Genomic DNA, 17,970 nt, shown 5'->3' on the forward strand with positions numbered 1-17,970 from the left:
AACTAGAAAGGCAAGGCACTGCTCACTTGTGAAGCTTAAGTGAACAGCATTGCACAATTACAAAAAATTAGTACTTGCCAAGGCTCAGTAAAAAAGCAGGCGCGAACGCCTGCTGATTTGTCCGTAAATGCTTACTGTTCCTTTTGACATTTTCCTGAAATAGTTTGCGTCAGAAAAAATTTTTTGAAACGGATTTCTGAATTACTCTGGCTGGATTGAAGATTAGGAAACGCTTTCCACTGCGGCGGGATCTTCAACGATCAGATCTCTGGCTTTCAGAAACTGCAGCGCCGCCTCTTCTTCACTGGCCAGACCATACACCGCCAGACGGCCGTAAAAGGTCAGCTTTTCGCCGGTCAGCTCGCGGCTGAGCTTCTGACAGATTTCGGAAAGCTCTGGATACTGTTCGAGCGCGGACTGTGTGATGACCACGCCAAGCTGCGACTGCGGGCAGCTGTTGAGATCGTCTTCAAGAACGTACAGTTCATCCTTGCGCAAAAGACCGTCGAGGGTATGAATCGGGATCGCGTCGACTTTGCCTTTTCGCAGAGCGTCCGCGGTCAGATCGGTCGGCAGATTGACGGCCGTCTTGAAGGAATTGCCGTACTGCGCATTCAGCCAGGGATAGCCGTCGGCATCCTGGAAATACTGCGTCGGCGCGCCAAGAACGAGGCTGTCGCTGTATTTGGCCAGATTGCTGAGCGTCTGGATGTTTTTCTCTTTAGCCAGCGATTTGGAAATGGCGATCGTGTATTTATCGTCGGCGTGATCGAGGGCGAACCAGTCGAGACCGCGCTTGTCGTACGCCTGTTCCAGCGTGCTCAGATCCTGAATCGTATACACGCCGCGCTCATTGAGCACGGATTTCCAGGCCGACTGCGCCAGCTCGACGCCGATCTGCAGCTTGTCGCTCTCTAATGGCGGCTGCAGGTTGGAAATGCCTCCGGGCACTTCTTCCATGATGCATTCGATGCCTTCGTGTTCCGCCATGGCCGCGACCATCCAGCCGACCAGACGGGTGGAAATGCTGTCAGTCATCCCGATGCGCACCGGCTTTTTTTCTTTCGCACAGCCGGCAGTCATCGTCGCCGTAAGCATCAGGCAGATCAGAAGAGAAACGCTTCGATGGACAAAGCGCGAAAATGAAAGCCGGCTCGATTGGCCCGCTTTCGCCTTTCTTTTTGGATTTGCGTCTGGTTTATGAAGATTCCAATGCATAAAGATTCTCCTTTCTGCCTGAAGCCGCAGTTCGCAGCCCTGCGCTCTGCGCTTTTGGATTCGTTACGGATCTGTAGTTCTTATATATCCTTTTATATATCGTTTTATATATAGTTTTTATATAGTTTTTCTCTTTTTACACCGTAAGAGGCCCGTCCCGTCTTTCTTATATCATTTATCATTACGGTATCTTTTATCTTTATGGTATCTTTGCGCTTTTCTTATATTCCCAAAAACATTCCTAAAAGCCGGGCGCAGAAAAATCGGTTTGTGAGACTCTCCAGAAAACAGGCACCTGCCGCTTTTTCGTACGCAGTTTTTCGCATGGCTTCACGTTTCGATTCTCGTTGTGCTTCCTGTATTGCTTCTTGTATTGCTTCTCGCGTCGCTTCTCGTATCGATTTTATTATCGCTTCTTCTTCTGCGGCAGACGGGCATTGACCATGTAAATGCCAAAGCTGGTGACCAGAGCGGCCAGAATCAGCCTTGCGCTGAGACTCTCTTTTAAAATCAGCGCCGAAAACAGCACGCCAAACAGACCGATCGTGCAGCCAAAGACGCTGACCGAAGAGACCAGATAGCGTGAGAGCAGGACGCCCCACAGACTGTAGGCGCCAGCGGAGACGAGCGCCAGAATCAGAAGAATGAGCAGGCCCTGCGCATTCCAGCTCACGCCATGATCCGGCAGACAAAGGCCCAGTGCCATCAGAGCCGAACCGCCCAGAACGAACTGACAGCCCGAAAGCACAACGGGCGAATTTTTCCGGGAGAAGATTTGAATGAAGACCGCCGAGAGGGCACTTGAAACCTGCGAAAGAAAAATCATGCCTTCGTCCTGCAGGGAAAACTGAAAGCCGGAAGGTGAAAGGTTCATGAGCAGAATGCCCAGAAAGCCGACAATGCATCCCGCCGCTTTCATCCAGGTCATCTTTTCCAGACGAAAGACGAGGGCGGAAAACAACAGCGCCAGCAGAGCGCTCATGCCGGAAAGAACCGAAACCATCATGCCGGACGCGTGAGCGGCTCCCATGTAATAAAAGAAGTACTGGCCAAACGTCTGAAACAGAGCGAGAACACAAATCGGTCCGAGGGCTTCTTTTCGAAGTTTTGGCAGGGAGCGATTTTGCATCGAATAAAACGCGAGGACGAGCAGCCCCGCCAGAAAAAAGCGGGCACCCGCAAACAGAACGATGGTTCCTGTCGTTTCAATATGCAGCGTCTGATAGCCCATTTTAATGAGGGCCGGGGCAAGACCCCACAGTCCGCAGCAAAGCAGCGCACCGGCCCACAGACGGCCGCGCGCATTCGATTCCGTTTTCCCTTTTGCCTCTTCGCTCATGATACAATCCCCTTTCGACCGGCTGTTTAAAAAGCGGCTCTGTCCATTGTATCCGATTTCGATTTTTCCAAAAGGATCTGCCGGACAGAGGCGCTTCTTTCGGTCAGCTTTGTCTTTTTGCGCTTCTGCCCGCAGGTATACTACGGGCAGAATACTGCGGCCGCGAGACAGTTTTCAAAAACTGGACAAGAAAGATCCGGCCGAAGATTGGGGATTTCCATGACTGCATTCACTTTACTCGTTTCCTGCCTGGTTCTTCTGCTCATCCCGTTAATCGTGCTTTGCGTCTACGGCTACACCCACGAAACCGCATGGCGTCCAATGGTGTATGGCGCCTTATACCAGGTGCTCTACCTGATTCTGTTTCGGCTGATCATGCCGATGCTCTTCGCTTCGCAAAGCTGGTTTATCGAGCTGACGAAATCGCCGGCTGCGGTCGCCATGCTCTATACCGTTTTGCAGGCGGTCTACCTTTGCGCGGTGTTCCTTCTGTACGATCGTCACCTTCTGAAAAAGGGCGGCCCGCAAAGCTTCGCGCTGTTGTTTGGACTGACGTACGGCGTGATGGAAGGCGCTATTTTCAACGGCTTCGATTCGCTCAACGCGCTGATGAGCGCCCAGTCGGTCATTGATGCCGTAAACGTTTCGGCTGTATGGCTCCATCTTGGCGAAGCGCTCTGCATGATCGTTCTGTATGCCTGGCTGGCCTGGGCGTTTTACATCCAGCTTCAGGCAAAAAAGACGATGCTGTGGATCGGACTTTGCGCCGCCGTTCTCGTCTTCCTGTTTTTCGCCTATGGCTGGTCGGCCATCTTTGGATGGGACAACGCGTTCCGTATTCTGCTTCTGCTTGTCGCCGCTCTGCTTTGCGGCAGTGCCCTCTATCCAGCGTATAAAGCTGCCCGTAAAAACGGCAGCGCAGATTCTAAGTCAAACGCTGCAGGCGTCTGAATCGCAGAAACATTCCTGTTTTCCAGATTTACAAGCCGCATCTGCTCGGGGCTGCGGCTTTTTTTCGTGTCATCTTTGCCGTACTTTTCGTCTATTCAAAAAAGCGGCTTTGTCTGTCCCCCGATCGGTTTGGGAGAATCTGGACAAAGCCGCTTTCGTGTTTTTATCGTGTGTTTTTAGTTTTTTGTTTTTCGCTCTAGCGCAGGCCAAGCAGTTTCTGAAGAACCGACATGATCTGCTGCTCGCTTAATACGACGATTTTTTCCATCTGGATCTTTCCAGCCAGATCGTTTACGGGAAGATCGGCGGAATAGAAGAAAATCGGGCTGTCCGCATTGGCTTCGGCCAGAATGGCTTCAATTTGCGGGCGAACGCTTTCTTCACCGACGACGGCGATGCCGTATGGCGAAACGACAATGTTTTCCACATCCGTATCCCCGAGTTTCACGTGGTCGAGAACGGTGTATTCCTTTGGCAGTTCGTTCAGCGATTTTACATCAGTCACGATGGCTTCATCGCTGCGGTCCGTACCGATTTCCAGTCCGTTTCCATCGGCTGTGCTCTGTGCAGGCTGCGGATTTTCCAGAGACTTTTTGAGTTTGGCGCGTTTGGTAGCGGCTTTCTGTACGCGTCGGGAATAGCGGGTATTCATGACCGCCGCGATAATCATGAGAATGCAGACGATGAGTACTCCGGTCTTGAATACGAACAGGCAAAGCAGATACAGGCCGACGAGAATGCCGACCGCCCAGAGGGAGGCTTTATACAGCTTCATGTCCTTGGCAATCGCCTGATCGAGCTGATCGATTTCCGCCAGTGTCTGCGAATGATCGACGCTTTCCCCTTCGATCATTCCGGTCTGCGTGTCTTCTACAATCGTAACTTCAACGGTTTCTGTTGCTTCGTTTTCCGGCTCTTTTTCGACAGGTGTCTGTGCCGGTTCCTTATTTTCGTTCATTCTTTTACCTCGTTTTGGTTATTATAGCGTTCCTGCATTCTTTGGCTTCTTTTTTAGCCGACAAAGTCATTTTTCAGCCGTTTCCTTTTTGCACCCTGGATGGCCGGTTTCTTCTTTGGCTCCTTCTGGAGTTTTCTGCATTTCCAGAACCCGTGGCGCCGCAATCTGAAACCAGACCGAATAGCGTTCGGGATGGTGCGTCAGGTCTTCTTTCAGTTCTTCAAAATCGATCCACTTCAACTCAGCAATTTCCTCTGGATCGGGAGCGAAGTCTCCGGCATAGTCCGCGATAAATACATGATCGAATTCATATTCGATCCGTCCGTTTTCAAACACGCTGCGATACACAAAATGAAACAGTTCTTCTACCGGAAAGGAAACGCCGAGTTCTTCCTGAAGGCGTTCTTCCACGGACTGTTCCAGTGTTTTTCCGGCACGCGGATGGGAGCAGCAGGCGTTGGTCCACAGGCCTCCGGAATGGTATTTGTTCGGATTTCTTCGATGCACTAACATTTTTCCGTCATGACAGACGAAAACCGAAAAGGCCCGGTGCAGCAATCCTTTCTGGTGGACAGCTTCCTTTTCGCCCGTTCCGATCGGCTGATCGAAAATATCGACAAGAATCAGTTCGTTTTCATTGGCCATGGTCTACTTCTCCTTTTGTGCGCCGGCTGTATCTTCACCATATCAGACATCTTCTTTCCCGCTGCATTCTTTTCGCTGATTGGATTTCTCTGCGCTTCTTTTGCATTTGCCCCTGTGCCGGATTTTTTTCGGACAGGAAAAAACGGGAGGCCCCGAACGGTTTTCAGAAGAGCCCCGAAAGAGGATGCCGAATTGACCTGTTAAAAAAGACGCCCGAACTGGACGCCTTTTTTGCAGAGAAAACTGAAGAAATGAAGGAAAATGCAATAGAAATCGAAAAGGGATAAAGCCCGAATTTCGTTTAGCCGCGCAGCTGCTGGAATTTTTCGAGCAGTTCGCGTTCGGCATCGGTGAGATCTTTTGGAACGGTGATTTTGATTTTGACGTGTTCATCACCCGTACCCGATCCTGTCTTGACGCCTTTGCCGCGCAGACGAAGCTTCTGACCCGACTGAATGCCGGCAGGCACTTTCATCGTTACCGAGCCGTCAAGGGTCGGTACATCGACCTGCGTACCGAGCGCAGCCGCGATGGCATCGACAGCCACTTCGACTTCGATATCGTTGCCGTTCCGGCTGAACGTTTTGTCCGGACGAACTTTGACTTCCAGATAGAGATCGCCTGGCGCACCGCCGTAAATGCCCGGTTCGCCTTTGCCCGGAATACGAATCTTCTGGCCGTCTCGAATGCCAGCAGGAATCTTAACATCGAGCGTAATCGGATGGGTCGTATAATTGCCCGATACATCCGGCTCGGTCACATTGAACGTAATGCTTGAAGTGGTACCGCGAATCGAATCCATGAAATCGACCGTAATCGATCCATGACGGTCTTCGCCTTTTGCCGGATATTCTCTTTGCCGGCCGCCGCCGCCAAATCCGCCAAACGCGCCGCCAAACAGATCGGAGAAATCGCCGCCAAAGGAGCTGTAGCCGCCCTGACTGCCGCCAAATCCGCCGGAAGAAGAACCGCCGGCCTGCCGGAAGAGATCTTCAAAACTGAAGCCTCCTCCGCCGCCTGGTCCAAAGCCGTTGCCGGCGTAGGCGTTGTAAACGTCCTCATTGAAGTTTGGATCGAGGGCCGCTTCGCCGTATTTATCATAAAGCGCACGCCGTTCCGGTTTGGAAAGCGTCTCATGCGCCAGGTTAATTTCCTTGAATCGCTCTTCGGCATCCGGATCCTTATTGACGTCCGGATGGTATTTCATCGCCAGTTTGCGATAGGCCTTTTTAATTTCCTTATCTGAGGCATCCGGGGAGACACCCAGAATGTCATACAGTCTTTTATTATCCGCCATAGTCCGTCCTTTCCAAAAGCCATCGGCTTTTCTGGACACTTTGCATTGATGTTTCTGTCCTCTTTTATTTTTGATTATTTCGCGCAAAAGGCACTCTCATTTGACCATGATTCCCCGCACGCCAGATTCTTTTTTTCTGTAGCCTGAAACGCCAAAGCCAAAAGCCGTCCGCACCGGCACGAGGCAGGCAGGGACGGCTGGCGTTCCTTTTTTCAAAGGGAAATTATGGTCTGCGACCGTTTCGATTTGCGCGAATGTGCAGAGCTTTGAATTAATCCTGATTCTTTCCGCTGAAGAAATCCTTGATCTTCTCAAAGGGTTTCGGTTCGGATTTGGAACCGCGGATTTCCTCGTAGAGCTGACGGTCGTGCTCGCTGAGACGGCGCGGGATTTCGATCTGAACGGTAACGAGCTGGTCGCCGGTGTGCCGGTCAGTTTCCACGCCCTTGCCTTTCATGCGGTAGCGCTGATCGGGCTGCGTCCCGGCCTGAATGGTGAGATCTTCCTCGCCGTTGACGGTCGGCACCTTGCGGGTGCAGCCGAGAATGGCGTCAAGTGCATCGATTTTAATGGCGGTGTAAATATCATCGCCGACGCGCTTGAACGTCGGATCAGGCAGAACGCTGACGTTCAGATACAGGTCGCCGTTGGGGCCGCCATTATAGCCGCGTCCGCCTTTTTCGGGGATGCGGACCTGCGTTCCGGTCTTGATGCCTTTTGGAATCTTGACGTTCAGACGAATCTTGCGGTATTCGTAGCCGTTGCCGTGGCATTCATGACAGTTTTCTTCTGGAATCTGTCCAGTGCCCTGGCAGGTGCTGCATCCGGTTTCCTGCTGCATGCGTCCAAAGAATGTGTCGACCACTTCCACGCGCCGGCCTGTCCCGTTGCAGCCCGGGCACGTTTTCATCTTGCCGTTTTCCGCACCGGTTCCATGGCAGTGTTCGCATGGCGCTTCGTATTCAATCGGCACTTCGATCGTCGCGCCATGGATGGCGTCCATGAAGCTGATGTCGATGTTGCGGACGAAGTCTTCGCCTTTCTGCGGGCGCGGTTTTGCGCGGCTTCCGCTGCTGTAGCCGCTATATCCAGAGGCGGCTCCGCCGCCGAACATCTGACGAAGCATTTCGGAAATCGGATCGCCGCCGGCTCCCGCAAAGGAGCTGAAGCTGTCAAACGGATTTCCGTCGGTCGTTCCGTAGCGGTCGTATGCTGCTCGTTTCTGTTCATCGCTGAGCACTTCATAAGCCGCGTTGATTTCCTTGAAGCGTTCTTCGGCGTCGTCTCCTTTGTAAATATCCGGATGGTATTTCTTGGCTAGACGACGGTAGCTTTTCTTGATTTCTTCCTGCGTGGCGGTGCGGGAAACTTCAAGAATGTCATACAGGTCCTTTTTTTCACCTGCCATATACTTCCCCTCTTTCTGTCGCAGCCAGAATACGGCGTGTTCTTCCCTTCGGTCTGCGATTTTGGTTTCGTTCTGGTTTGCAGTCTGATTTTAACGGGCGTGTGCATCGTCCGCGATTCATTGTGCCTGCCGCAGACGATTCGCTTTCAAATCCTCTGCATTTGTAAGAAAAAGCGACAGCCAGCGTGTGCGCGCTGTTTTTCGACTTGAAAGACTGTCTCTCTTTCTCTTGAAAAAAGGCTGCAGGAAAATCCTGCAGTCTTTGAATACTAACGAAGCTTAACAGCTTATTTCTTTTCCGTAAACTCAGCGTCTACGACATCATCATCGGAGCTGCCGGTGTTTCCGTCAGAAGACTGGGTGTTCTGGGAAGCGCTGGCCTGCTGCTGATACATCGCCTGGCTGGCTGCCTGAGCTGCCTTTTCGAGCTGACTGAGCAGAGTTTCGACTTTGGTCATGTCGTTTTCGTCGAGGGCTTTCTGCAGGTCGTCGCGCAGGTTCTTCAGTTCGCCGGCTTCTTTTTCCGGGATCTTATCCTTGTCGTCTTCGAGCATGGCGTCGATCTGGGCAATGAAGCCGTCGGCTTTGTTACGGGTTTCGACTTCCGCTTTACGCTTTTCGTCGGCTGCCTTGTTGGCTTCCGCATCCTTAACCATGCGGTCGATTTCTTCTTCACTCAGACCATTGGAGTTCTGGATGACGATCTTCTGTTCCTTGCCGGACGCTTTATCCTTTGCGGTTACGTTAACGATACCGTTGGAGTCGATATCGAAGGAAACTTCGATCTGAGGTACGCCGCGGCGAGCCGGAGCGATTCCGCTCAGTTGGAAGTTGCCGAGTTCCTTGTTGTCGGCAGCCATTGGACGTTCACCCTGGAGGACTTTGATGTCAACAGCAGGCTGGTTGTCCGCAGCGGTCGAGAAGATCTGGGATTTGTGTGTAGGAATGGTAGTGTTGCGGGTGATCAGCGGAGTCATAACGCCGCCGGCCGTTTCAATACCCAGCGTCAGCGGAGTAACGTCGAGCAGTACAACGTCTTTCAGATCGCCGGCGATAACGGAACCCTGAATAGCGGCACCGATGGCAACGGCTTCATCCGGGTTAACGGACTTGTTCGGTTCTTTGCCAGTAGCTTTCTTAACGGCTTCCTGAACAGCCGGGATACGTGTGGATCCGCCAATCAGCAGAACTTCATCGATTTCGGATGTAGTCAGGTCAGCGTCTTTCAGCGCGTTGTTAATCGGGGTGATTGTGCGTTCAACGAGGTCTTTAGTCATTTCGTTGAATTTTGCGCGGGTCAGCGTAGCGTCAAAGTGGATTGGGCCGGCAGGACCAGCGGACAGGAACGGCAGAGAAATGGCTGCCTGCATTGTGGAGGACAGGTCTTTCTTCGCTTTTTCTGCGGCATCTTTAATACGCTGCATAGCCAGTTTGTCCTGACGCAGGTCAATGCCGTTGTCTTTCTTGAACTGTTCAACCATCCAGTCAGCGATTACGTTATCGAAGTCATCGCCGCCCAGGTGGGTATCCCCGTTGGTAGCCAGAACCTGGAATGCACCTTCGAAGATGTTCAGGATGGAGACATCGAATGTACCGCCGCCGAGGTCGTATACGAGGATGTTGCGTTCTTTTTTATCTTTGTCGATACCGTAGGCAAGAGCTGCTGCGGTCGGTTCGTTGATAATACGTTCAACTTCCAGACCGGCGATGGTGCCGGCATCTTTGGTTGCCTGACGCTGTGCGTCGTTAAAGTAAGCCGGAACGGTAATGACAGCCTGTTTTACCGGTTCGCCAAGGTATTCTTCTGCATACGTTTTCAGGTACTGCAGGATCATGGCGGAAACTTCCTGAGGGGTGTATTCCTTGCCGTCGATATTTACTTTTTCGGAAGTACCCATTTTACGTTTAATCGAAGCGATAACGTTCGGGTTGGTGATCGCCTGACGTTTTGCGGAATCACCGATGATACGTTCGTCGTCCTTAAAGGCAACGACAGACGGAGTTGTGCGGTTTCCTTCCGGGTTTGGAATTACTTTTGGCTCGCCGCCTTCCATGACTGCTACGCAGCTGTTGGTTGTACCAAGGTCAATACCAATAATCTTGCTCATATATATGTTCCTCCTTATTCGCTCACTTTAACGAGCGCGGGCCGCAGCAGGCGGTCCTTGAGTTTGTAGCCTTTCTGAAGTACTTCAATAACCTGGCCCGGTTCGACGCCTTCTTTTTTCTCTGTCTGCAGAGCCTGCATCAGGTTCGGGTCAAAGGGCTGGCTCTCGGCGTTAATTTCCGTAACACCTTCATTGGTCAGGGCGTTGATAAACTGCGTCCGGATCATGTCAAATCCCTTGAGGAAGTTTTCCATTTCGGGGTTTGAAGGTTCTACGTCCAGAGCCCGGTTCAGGTTATCGAGAATCGGGAGCAGCTCGAGAGCTGCCGACTGGAATCGGTATTTCTTTGCCTGTTCGGTTTCCCGAAGCAGACGCTTGCGGGTATTGTCGGTATCCGCGTATGCACGAAGCAGAGCGTTTTTACTGTCGACAAGTTCCTGCTGAAGCGAATCGATTTCCTTGTTCAGGCTATCGATCGGATCGTCCGAAACCGCTTCGGCTTCCACATCGGGCTGGGCGGCTTCAGTCGGTTCCAGGTCTTTTTCTTCCTGGACTTCAGGCTGTACCGGCTTGTTCTGCGGTTTCTTTGACTGATTTTTACTCATCCTGTCCTCCTCCTTTTTGTCCGGGTCCGAATCGTTTTTCAATGAATTCGGACAGACAGTCCATCAGAGCGATTACTTTTGAATACGGCATTCGGTTCGGGCCGATGACCATCAGCTGTCCCTGCTCGTCCTTGCCCGCGTCAAAGGCGGACGTGACGATGGAACAGTCGCCAATCTGAATCAGCTTGTTTCTTGGCGAGATGACCGTCTGCACATTGTCCGGATCGCCGGCCCATTCATGAAACAGATGCTCATTTTCCAGAATCCGCATCAGCTCTTCGAGCTTTGGCATATTCTGGAATTCCGGCTGGGCGAGCATGTTCGCTCTTCCGCAGACGGTGGAGTTTGAATGGGTAAATCCCATGACGGCGGAAGCAAATGCCTCGAAGAGGACTTCGCTTCTTCCGACCATGGCGGAAAACTCCGGTCGAATCGATTCAAAGCGTTTTGTCAGTTCACTGATTGGCGTACCGGTCAGCCTCTCATTGAGAAGCGCGGTACACCGCTTGAGATCTTCAAGCGATACGTCGCCATCGAAATGGAAAATCCGATGTTCAGTATGGCCGGTGTTCGTGATGACCACGGCTACGGCCTGTTTTTCGCTGATTGGGATCAGAGACAGCTGGATGAGCGTCTGCTCATGGGCAGCCGGTTCGATGACCATCGACGTCAGATGGGTCATGTCCGCGAGGATCGATGCGCTGATGCGCGTTACATCTTCGAGGGACCCCTGCCGCTTCGAAAAGACTTTTCGTAAAGCTTCTTCCATCTGCGGATCGAGCGAAATTTCCATCAGGTTTTCTACATAATAGCGATAACCTTTCGGTGCCGGAATTCTGCCGCTTGAAAGATGTGTTTTCTCAAGAAGACCCTCTTTTTCAAGCAGCGCGAGTTCATTTCGAATCGTAGCTGAGGAGACCGAGAAATCGAGAAGAGACATCAGAGTCTTGGAACCGACCGGTTCAGCGGTGTACGTGAACTGTTCGACCAGCGCTTTGAGAATGGCTTTCTGTCGTTGTGTCAGATCCATGATTCCCACTCCAATCTCATATTTGGCACTCAATCTGTTCAACTGCTAATAATGATAGCACAGGTTTTGGCAGATGCAAGCCTCAAGTGCTATCTATGAATATTCTGACAGTACCGTTACCCTTTGCCTATTCAAATGCCTGTCGGATTACCGACGCTATATACTGAATTCATGAACAGAAATCATCTGAATCTTGAACCATTTTCATGTTCCGCCATCCATGGCGGTTATACACTCCAAACGCCCGAAGTCCCGGAGCGCGGCAGTCTCGCCCTCCATATTTGCGACAATCCCGAAGACGTTTTAAATGCGAGAGTGCTGCTCGCTCAGGATACCCTTCCTCTTGATCACTGGGTGCTCGCCTGGCAGAAACATACAGGCCGAGTTATTCGCGTTTCTGCGCAGGATCGCGGCCGCGGTGCGCTGGAAGCAGAAAGTTCCATTCTGGAAACCGACGGTCTGTATACGACCGATCCAGACGTGCTCATCGGCGTCTTTACGGCCGACTGCCTTGGCATTCTTCTTTACGATCCCGCCGTGCCCTTCGTCGCAGCTGTCCATTCCGGCTGGCGCGGAACGGCTCAGGCGATTCTGATTCACCTTCTCGAGGCGTTAAAAAAGGATGGACTGCTCCATCCCGCTACGCTTCAGGTTCGCTTTTCGCCTTCGCTGATGAAAGATTCCTTTGAAGTGCAGGAAGATGTCGTCGAAGCGTTTGAAAAAATGGCGAAAGAATACGATCTCGATTTAAGCGATGTCATCTTTCCGCAGGAAAACGGCCGTTTTCTGATCGATCATCAGGCGCTGCAGATCCACATGCTCCAGAAATACGGAATTCCCGCAGAGAACATTCACCTCAGTTCGACCGATACGAAAACGTCCCCAGAATGTTTTTCCTATCGGCGCGACGGTCGAAACTGCGGCGAACATTTTTCCTGGATTTACATCGACTCCTCAAAGGAAAAACCGTCAACTGCGAAGTAAATCCTTTGCTGCTTTTGGAAAACAGAAATTTGTTAAACGCAAAAAGAGGCTTTACGAAAGCCGGATATGCGATCGGACATGGGTCCGATCGTTCTGGATGCATTTCGCAAAGACCTCTTCTTTTTTCATTCTATGACGTGTAATTCTATAGATTTCTGGAAGATTGCTTTTCCGACTTTGTCATAGCCGGCTGAGTTGCCCGGCAAAATCCCGTTGAGCGTCCGCTTACGACTTTGGAGTGACCGGAAAAAATTTCGGTTTTCCAGTCTGCAGGATCTGGATCCGTGCGAGGATCGCTCAAATACAGTTCATAGGGAGCATTGACGATCGCATAGCCGTTTTCTTCGATCCATTTCAGCGCCGCTCCATACGATTCGCTGAGCGTACTGTAGTTTCCCGTATGGAGAACGCGAACGCACAAATCACCGCCGATCTCCCCGTTTGCCTGCCCGGCAGGGCAGACGGGGAAGAAGACTTCCAGTTCCGTTTTTTCCGGATTAAAGTCCTGATCGAGATACCGGGTTCCCGGCGCGCCGCACAGACGGAGCTGTTTTTTGTCCGCTTCTTCAAAAAGGCGGCTCATCAGTCCGCCGTATTCAGCAATCGACGTAACGGCATGGAGTGCATAGACCGGTGTCTTTTCGGTTTTTACCAGTTCAGTTGTACGGTTCATAAAAATCCTTTCCGGCCTGTCCGAAAGAATCTGTCGAATTTCTTCCTGTCTCTGGCGCTGGCTTTCGATCTGGATCTGCATCTCTTCAAGCTTATGGGTAGGCGCCTTTTGAATCTGTGTTTGAGACGCCTGCAGAAGTTCGCCGATTTCCTGCAGCGAAAAGCCGAAGCGCTTATAGCGCCGTATGAGCAGAATCTGCTCAATCTGTTCGGGCGCACAGCAGCGAAACCCAGTTTTCTCATCAACATATTCCGGGTGAAGCGGGCCAATCTGGTCATACCAGCGCAGCGTTTTGACGCTCATCGGACAAGCCTGTGGCATTTTTCCAATCGAGATCATGCATCGCTCCTTTGCGTAAGCGTCTTCAGTGTAATCCCTCCCCAGACGGGAGAGGCAAGCGCAGCAGGCGAAAAGCTCTGAATTTTTCTTTCACCGAAAAACGGACTGGGCAGATCTGCAGCTTTTTGCCCACCAGTATGACAAAGGAGGTGGCAGCCTGTCACTGGCTGCCGCCTCCTGGATTTCTTATGGAGGACGCGATTTCTTTTTTGTGGATCAGTGCGCGCAGCGGCCGGAGCGGTCGGCGCGCCGGGCCATCATTTCCGCGGTCCCGCGGCGCAGTTCAAATACGCGGCGATAGCGGGTGGGCAGATCGTATTTCATGCCTTCCTGAAGCCAGCCAAACAGCAGCCCCAGCATTTCCATACGGTAAACGGAAGTGATGATTTCCTGATCTTCCTCGCTGATATCGTAATGCACGAACAGGCTGTGGTTCAGAAGCCGTCCAAGCATTTCATCGATCAGACAGCGGATCTGATAATCGAGCACTTCACGGTTTTTGGAGTAGTAGACATTCCGGTAAAAGGCGATATTGTCCTGAAAACACTGCGCGCAGCGCAGAAATCCTTCCTGAAGACTTTCCACCTCCGGCGCATACATAGCCTGGCGGATCTGGTCTTCCATGATAGACACGGTCAGACTGGGAAGATCTTCAAAATGGTAATAAAAAGAGTTCCGGTTAATTCCGCAGATTTCCACGATTTCCTTGACCGTGATCTTATCTGCAGGCTTCTTTTCACACAGTGCGATATACGCGTCCTGAATTGCTTTTCGAGTCTGCTTCATACTCTTTTCCCCTTGAGGCCGACAGGTTTCTGCGGCACTCTCCCTTCTTCTGGCTATGAAGATGATTGTACAGGAAGCTTGTCCCAGACGCTTTATTTTTTAGACAGCTTCGTACCTCCTCATTAACAGAATAATCCTTTCTTCTCATTCGGCCAGAGCTCCTCGGTCAAAATCCAGGAGTTTGGCCGGATTCCGGTTTGTCGGACGTCACCGCAAAGGAAACAGACCTAAAATGGAGCCGAGGTGATCATCATGTGGGTTCTTTACGCGTTTGGCTCCGCCTTCTTTGCGGGCGTAACGGCTATTCTGGCCAAGCTCGGCATTCGACGGACGGACTCCACTACGGCTACGGCCATACGCACCATTGTTGTTTTACTGTTTACCTGGCTGATCGTCTGGATCACGCATGTCGGCGGCCAGATTTCTTCGATCAGCCCGAAAAGCCTGCTGTTTCTTGTCCTTTCCGGTCTGGCGACCGGCGCCAGCTGGCTCTGCTACTTTAAGGCGCTGTCCACCGGACCGGTTTCTCAGGTTGCCGCAGTCGATAAGCTGAGCGTCGTTCTGACCATTCTTCTTTCGTTTCTGCTCCTTCACGAAACGGTTTCCGGCTATAAGATTCTCGGTACAGTTCTGATTATGGCGGGAACGTGGATGATGCTCGATCCCGATCCGCTCGCCCAGTATCTGGCGCGTCGAAAAAAAGCCAGGGCTTCCCCGCAGAAAAACACCGCAAACAAGAAAGAGAGCAGTACGTCCAAAAGCTGGCTGCTTTACGCGATCGCCTCGGCGGTTTTCGCCTCTTTGACATCGATTCTAGGCAAGGCCGGCATTGAAAACGTAGATTCCAATCTTGGTACCGCCATTCGAACGATTGTCGTTCTGATCATGGCATGGGTCATGGTCTTCGTGACGAAAAAGCAGAACACCCTGCGCCATATTTCCAGAAAGGAACTGTTTTTCATCTGCCTTTCCGGCGTGGCCACCGGCGCAAGCTGGCTGTGCTTTTACGCCGCTTTGCAGCAGGGACAGGCCAGCGTTGTCATTCCAATCGACAAGCTGTCCATTCTCGTTACCGTCCTCTTTTCGTGGATTGTCTTTCATGAGCGGCTTTCCAAAAAAGCGCTGGCCGGTCTGCTTCTTCTGACCGTCGGTACGCTCGTCATGCTTCTTTAGGCAGACTTCCCTGTTTTCTAATTTCCATCCGAAGTCATTTTTACGAAAAGCGCTTTAAAGTTTTTCGTTTCGTCACACCGCATTTCAAAAAGAGAAACGGTCCCTGCAGGCCATGGCGATCACTCGCCCGGGCTCTGCAGAGACCGTTTTCGTTTATCTTTGTGCTGCCGCTCTGTCTTTCGTTGTGTCTACTCCGCTTTGGAATACGCCCAGATTGCCGCCGTTTCCGGAAGTACCTGGCTGTAATCCCAGAGGTGGGAAGAGCGTTCGATGGAATTGGGATCGTTGATTTTCAGCCGTCCGTTTTCGACGCCCGGTACGACCACAAAATGTCCAAACGTGGTAAACGTTCCGGGAAGCAGATGGAAAATCATGATTTTTCCCTGCGCCGCTGCGTCTTCAATGGAAGCCGAATCCACCGGAATGGATTCTACGTTCAGTCCATACTCGGCAGCCGCATCGGTAAAGAACGTGTACAGCGTGCCCTGACCGGGCGAATACTGACCGCTCGCATCCGCCCAGTCCGCAATTTTTCTTGGGGTCAGCGTCTCGTCCTGATTGAGATAGGAAGCGACCATCGACATCGTCGTCGGCGCGCAGCCGGCCGCATAAATCATGGAATCGCCATACGGCTGATAGCCCCAGCGCAGATCCCACTGTAAAAGGGCGGGAACCGTCTCAAGGCTTTCTTCAAGGGATGCCACAGGAGTCTGCAGGTTTTCCCGGTCTGGCCACTGGCTTACGAATTCATAGCGGTCATCATCGCGCAAATAGAAGGCGAGAATGTCTTCGTCGTATTCCTCAATATGACCCAGCAGATTTGCGGCATGGCGGGAAGGCAGGGACTCAGGATCCGATAGCGCCTGCGTTTTGAGCGCATCAAACGTTTCCTGAGAAATGGCTTCTGGCTTTTGAATCGCTTCAATTTCTTCCGCAGAAACCGCAGGGAGCTGCTGTTCGGTTTCCTGGTCCTGTCCAGAGAACGTTCTGGTCAGGGCATAAATTCCCCAACCGCAAAGGCCGACAAGCACGCAGGCGGCCAGTACGAGAATCAGAATGCGATCCGTTCTGAGTTTTTTCTTCTTTTGTGTCTTTTTCGCTTTAGGTGCTCCGGCAGCTTTTGCAGGAGAAGGAGAAGCGTTCTTTTTAGCGGGAGTTGGTCGGGTTTCGGGCATAGCGGCTTTCTCACTTTCTAAGGGTTGTGCGTTTTAAATGGTTTGGATTTTCCTTTGATGGATTCATCAATAGCAGCAGGTTTGGCCTGCAGAGAGTGAAAAGCCGGGCTTATTGCCCGGAACTTTTCTGTTCGGAACTCCATGCAGGATCCGTATCGATGCAGATGGTATAGTCTTCAGTCGATTCGCCCATTACCGAGTGAACGTAGTCCGTAATCCAGGCTTTGGACATATCCAGACCTTTCTGAGTCGTGATGTAATGCGTTGCACCCTGCTCATCGGTGTAATCGTCGTAGACGGTAACACCAAATTCATCGGCAGCGTCGTTGATGAGGGTAACGGTCGGAATAAAGCGAACGTCTTCAAACGAAGCTTTCTGGGTTTCTGGATCGTAATTGAGCTGGAAACTGGCCATGCCGCCGACCATTCGGTCATTGGTATCCTGACCGGAAAGCAGGTTGCCCAGCGAATAGTAGACGAGGGTTTCCTGATTTTCGTCATGAATCATTTCCACAGGCTGAATCACATGGGGATGAGTTCCGATGACCGCTTCTACACCTTTGGAATGGAAGTAAGCCGCCAGCGTTTTCTGTTCTTCATTCGGAACGGTTTCGTATTCCGTTCCCCAGTGAACGGAAATAATCTGAACGTCGCTGGCTGCGTTGAGCGCGTCCAGCCGCGCATCAAGCAGATCGTAGTTAATGGAATAATCCGGATTCCGATAGGCGTCGATCAGCCAGCCGTCTGCCGGCCACGCGTTGGCGTTCTGACCGAAGGTAAATGTAGCCAGACCGACTTTGATCCCGTTAATTTCGCGTACAACCGGGGTGTCCGCATTTTCCTGCGAATCGTGAATGCCGGTGACGCTGACATTGGGGACATGTTCTCTGGCGTAGGCGAGTTCATCCTTTACCGCCTGATCGCCCATGTCGAGGGTGTGGTTGGACGCAGCGGAAATCCAGTTGAAACCGGCTTTCGCCAGCGCGTCAAAGTATTCGCTTGGACCGTTAAACGCTGGATACCCGCTGAACCCGTAGGCGTCGCCGGCCAGAAGCGTCTCCAGATTGATGTAGTTGAGATTGCTTTTTTCCAGATACGGAACGAGCGCATCGTACTGTTTCAGAAATTGGCGGTTTCCGTATTTTTCTTCAAATGTGGTGTACAGACGATCGTGCAGAAGATTGTCCCCTGCGCCGGTAAACACGAGAGAATTTTTTGTGGTCGGCGCACAATGCTGTTCACTTAAGCTTCACAAGTGAGCAGTGCCTTGCCTTTCTAGTT

General features: G+C 51.8%; 16 protein-coding genes. 3 read left to right on the forward strand and 13 right to left on the reverse strand.

Annotation, left to right across the window (positions count from 1 at the left end; translation table 11 throughout):
- Nucleotides 1-222: 222 nt before the first annotated feature.
- Together Q2J39_RS07960 and Q2J39_RS07965 are read right to left on the reverse strand one after the other, a co-directional pair.
- Nucleotides 223-1,218 (reverse strand): glycine betaine ABC transporter substrate-binding protein, encoded by a 996-nt coding sequence (locus Q2J39_RS07960; RefSeq protein ID WP_288339971.1) that lies wholly within the window; start codon nucleotides 1,216-1,218, stop codon nucleotides 223-225.
- A gap of 406 nt (nucleotides 1,219-1,624) precedes the next feature.
- Nucleotides 1,625-2,557: a DMT family transporter gene (locus tag Q2J39_RS07965; protein WP_288339973.1), complete on the reverse strand. Its 933-nt coding sequence runs from the start codon at nucleotides 2,555-2,557 to the stop codon at nucleotides 1,625-1,627.
- Nucleotides 2,558-2,776: 219 nt separating this feature from the next.
- On the opposite strand from Q2J39_RS07965, the gene Q2J39_RS07970 reads away from it, so the two are divergent.
- A complete protein-coding gene (locus Q2J39_RS07970; RefSeq protein ID WP_288339975.1) occupies nucleotides 2,777-3,508 on the forward strand; it encodes a hypothetical protein in 732 nt (243 codons plus the stop codon).
- A 196-nt stretch (nucleotides 3,509-3,704) separates the two neighbouring features.
- On the opposite strand, the gene Q2J39_RS07975 is transcribed toward Q2J39_RS07970, so the two are convergent.
- The 7 genes from Q2J39_RS07975 to hrcA all read right to left on the reverse strand — a co-directional run bounded on the left by Q2J39_RS07975 (nucleotide 3,705) and on the right by hrcA (nucleotide 11,559).
- The gene (locus Q2J39_RS07975) at nucleotides 3,705-4,466 is read right to left on the reverse strand and encodes a hypothetical protein (protein ID WP_288339977.1); all 762 of its coding nucleotides are present in this window, start codon (nucleotides 4,464-4,466) and stop codon (nucleotides 3,705-3,707) included.
- Between the two features lie 66 nt (nucleotides 4,467-4,532).
- Nucleotides 4,533-5,111, reverse strand: a complete 579-nt coding sequence (idi, locus tag Q2J39_RS07980) for an isopentenyl-diphosphate Delta-isomerase (protein ID WP_288339978.1) — start codon at nucleotides 5,109-5,111, stop codon at nucleotides 4,533-4,535.
- A 301-nt stretch (nucleotides 5,112-5,412) separates the two neighbouring features.
- Complete coding sequence (locus Q2J39_RS07985; RefSeq protein WP_288339980.1) at nucleotides 5,413-6,408, reverse strand: DnaJ C-terminal domain-containing protein; 996 nt, start codon at nucleotides 6,406-6,408, stop codon at nucleotides 5,413-5,415.
- Nucleotides 6,409-6,679: 271 nt separating this feature from the next.
- Nucleotides 6,680-7,816: a molecular chaperone DnaJ gene (gene dnaJ / locus Q2J39_RS07990; protein WP_230266510.1), complete on the reverse strand. Its 1,137-nt coding sequence runs from the start codon at nucleotides 7,814-7,816 to the stop codon at nucleotides 6,680-6,682.
- 287 nt (nucleotides 7,817-8,103) lie between these two features.
- Entirely contained in the window at nucleotides 8,104-9,924 is a 1,821-nt protein-coding gene (gene dnaK / locus Q2J39_RS07995) for a molecular chaperone DnaK (RefSeq protein WP_230266509.1), read from the reverse strand.
- Nucleotides 9,925-9,938: 14 nt separating this feature from the next.
- Entirely contained in the window at nucleotides 9,939-10,529 is a 591-nt protein-coding gene (grpE, locus tag Q2J39_RS08000) for a nucleotide exchange factor GrpE (protein ID WP_288339981.1), read from the reverse strand.
- The gene (hrcA, locus tag Q2J39_RS08005; protein WP_230266507.1) at nucleotides 10,522-11,559 is read right to left on the reverse strand and encodes a heat-inducible transcriptional repressor HrcA; all 1,038 of its coding nucleotides are present in this window, start codon (nucleotides 11,557-11,559) and stop codon (nucleotides 10,522-10,524) included. Before hrcA ends, grpE begins: the two co-directional genes overlap by 8 nt.
- A gap of 171 nt (nucleotides 11,560-11,730) precedes the next feature.
- Here hrcA and Q2J39_RS08010 point away from each other — a divergent pair, with 171 nt between their 5' ends.
- On the forward strand, nucleotides 11,731-12,543 hold the full coding sequence (locus Q2J39_RS08010; protein ID WP_288339984.1) for a polyphenol oxidase family protein: 813 nt from the start codon (nucleotides 11,731-11,733) through the stop codon (nucleotides 12,541-12,543).
- 145 nt (nucleotides 12,544-12,688) lie between these two features.
- On the opposite strand, the gene Q2J39_RS08015 is transcribed toward Q2J39_RS08010, so the two are convergent.
- Nucleotides 12,689-13,555, reverse strand: coding sequence for a MerR family transcriptional regulator (locus Q2J39_RS08015; protein ID WP_288339986.1), 867 nt, complete (start codon nucleotides 13,553-13,555; stop codon nucleotides 12,689-12,691).
- A 216-nt stretch (nucleotides 13,556-13,771) separates the two neighbouring features.
- Nucleotides 13,772-14,341 carry a TetR/AcrR family transcriptional regulator gene (locus tag Q2J39_RS08020; protein WP_230266504.1) on the reverse strand — a complete coding sequence of 190 codons (570 nt, stop codon included), beginning with the start codon at nucleotides 14,339-14,341 and terminating at the stop codon, nucleotides 13,772-13,774.
- Between the two features lie 252 nt (nucleotides 14,342-14,593).
- On the opposite strand from Q2J39_RS08020, the gene Q2J39_RS08025 reads away from it, so the two are divergent.
- The gene (locus tag Q2J39_RS08025) at nucleotides 14,594-15,514 is read left to right on the forward strand and encodes an EamA family transporter (RefSeq protein WP_288339991.1); all 921 of its coding nucleotides are present in this window, start codon (nucleotides 14,594-14,596) and stop codon (nucleotides 15,512-15,514) included.
- A gap of 188 nt (nucleotides 15,515-15,702) precedes the next feature.
- Here the strand turns inward: Q2J39_RS08025 and Q2J39_RS08030 are convergent, their stop codons facing one another.
- On the reverse strand, nucleotides 15,703-16,689 hold the full coding sequence (locus Q2J39_RS08030) for a C39 family peptidase (RefSeq protein WP_230266503.1): 987 nt from the start codon (nucleotides 16,687-16,689) through the stop codon (nucleotides 15,703-15,705).
- 109 nt (nucleotides 16,690-16,798) lie between these two features.
- Nucleotides 16,799-17,893 carry a CapA family protein gene (locus Q2J39_RS08035; RefSeq protein ID WP_288339989.1) on the reverse strand — a complete coding sequence of 365 codons (1,095 nt, stop codon included), beginning with the start codon at nucleotides 17,891-17,893 and terminating at the stop codon, nucleotides 16,799-16,801.
- Nucleotides 17,894-17,970 lie beyond the last annotated feature (77 nt).

Source organism: uncultured Allobaculum sp. (assembly GCF_948576815.1).
Lineage (GTDB): Bacteria > Bacillota_I > Bacilli_A > Erysipelotrichales > Erysipelotrichaceae > Allobaculum > Allobaculum fili.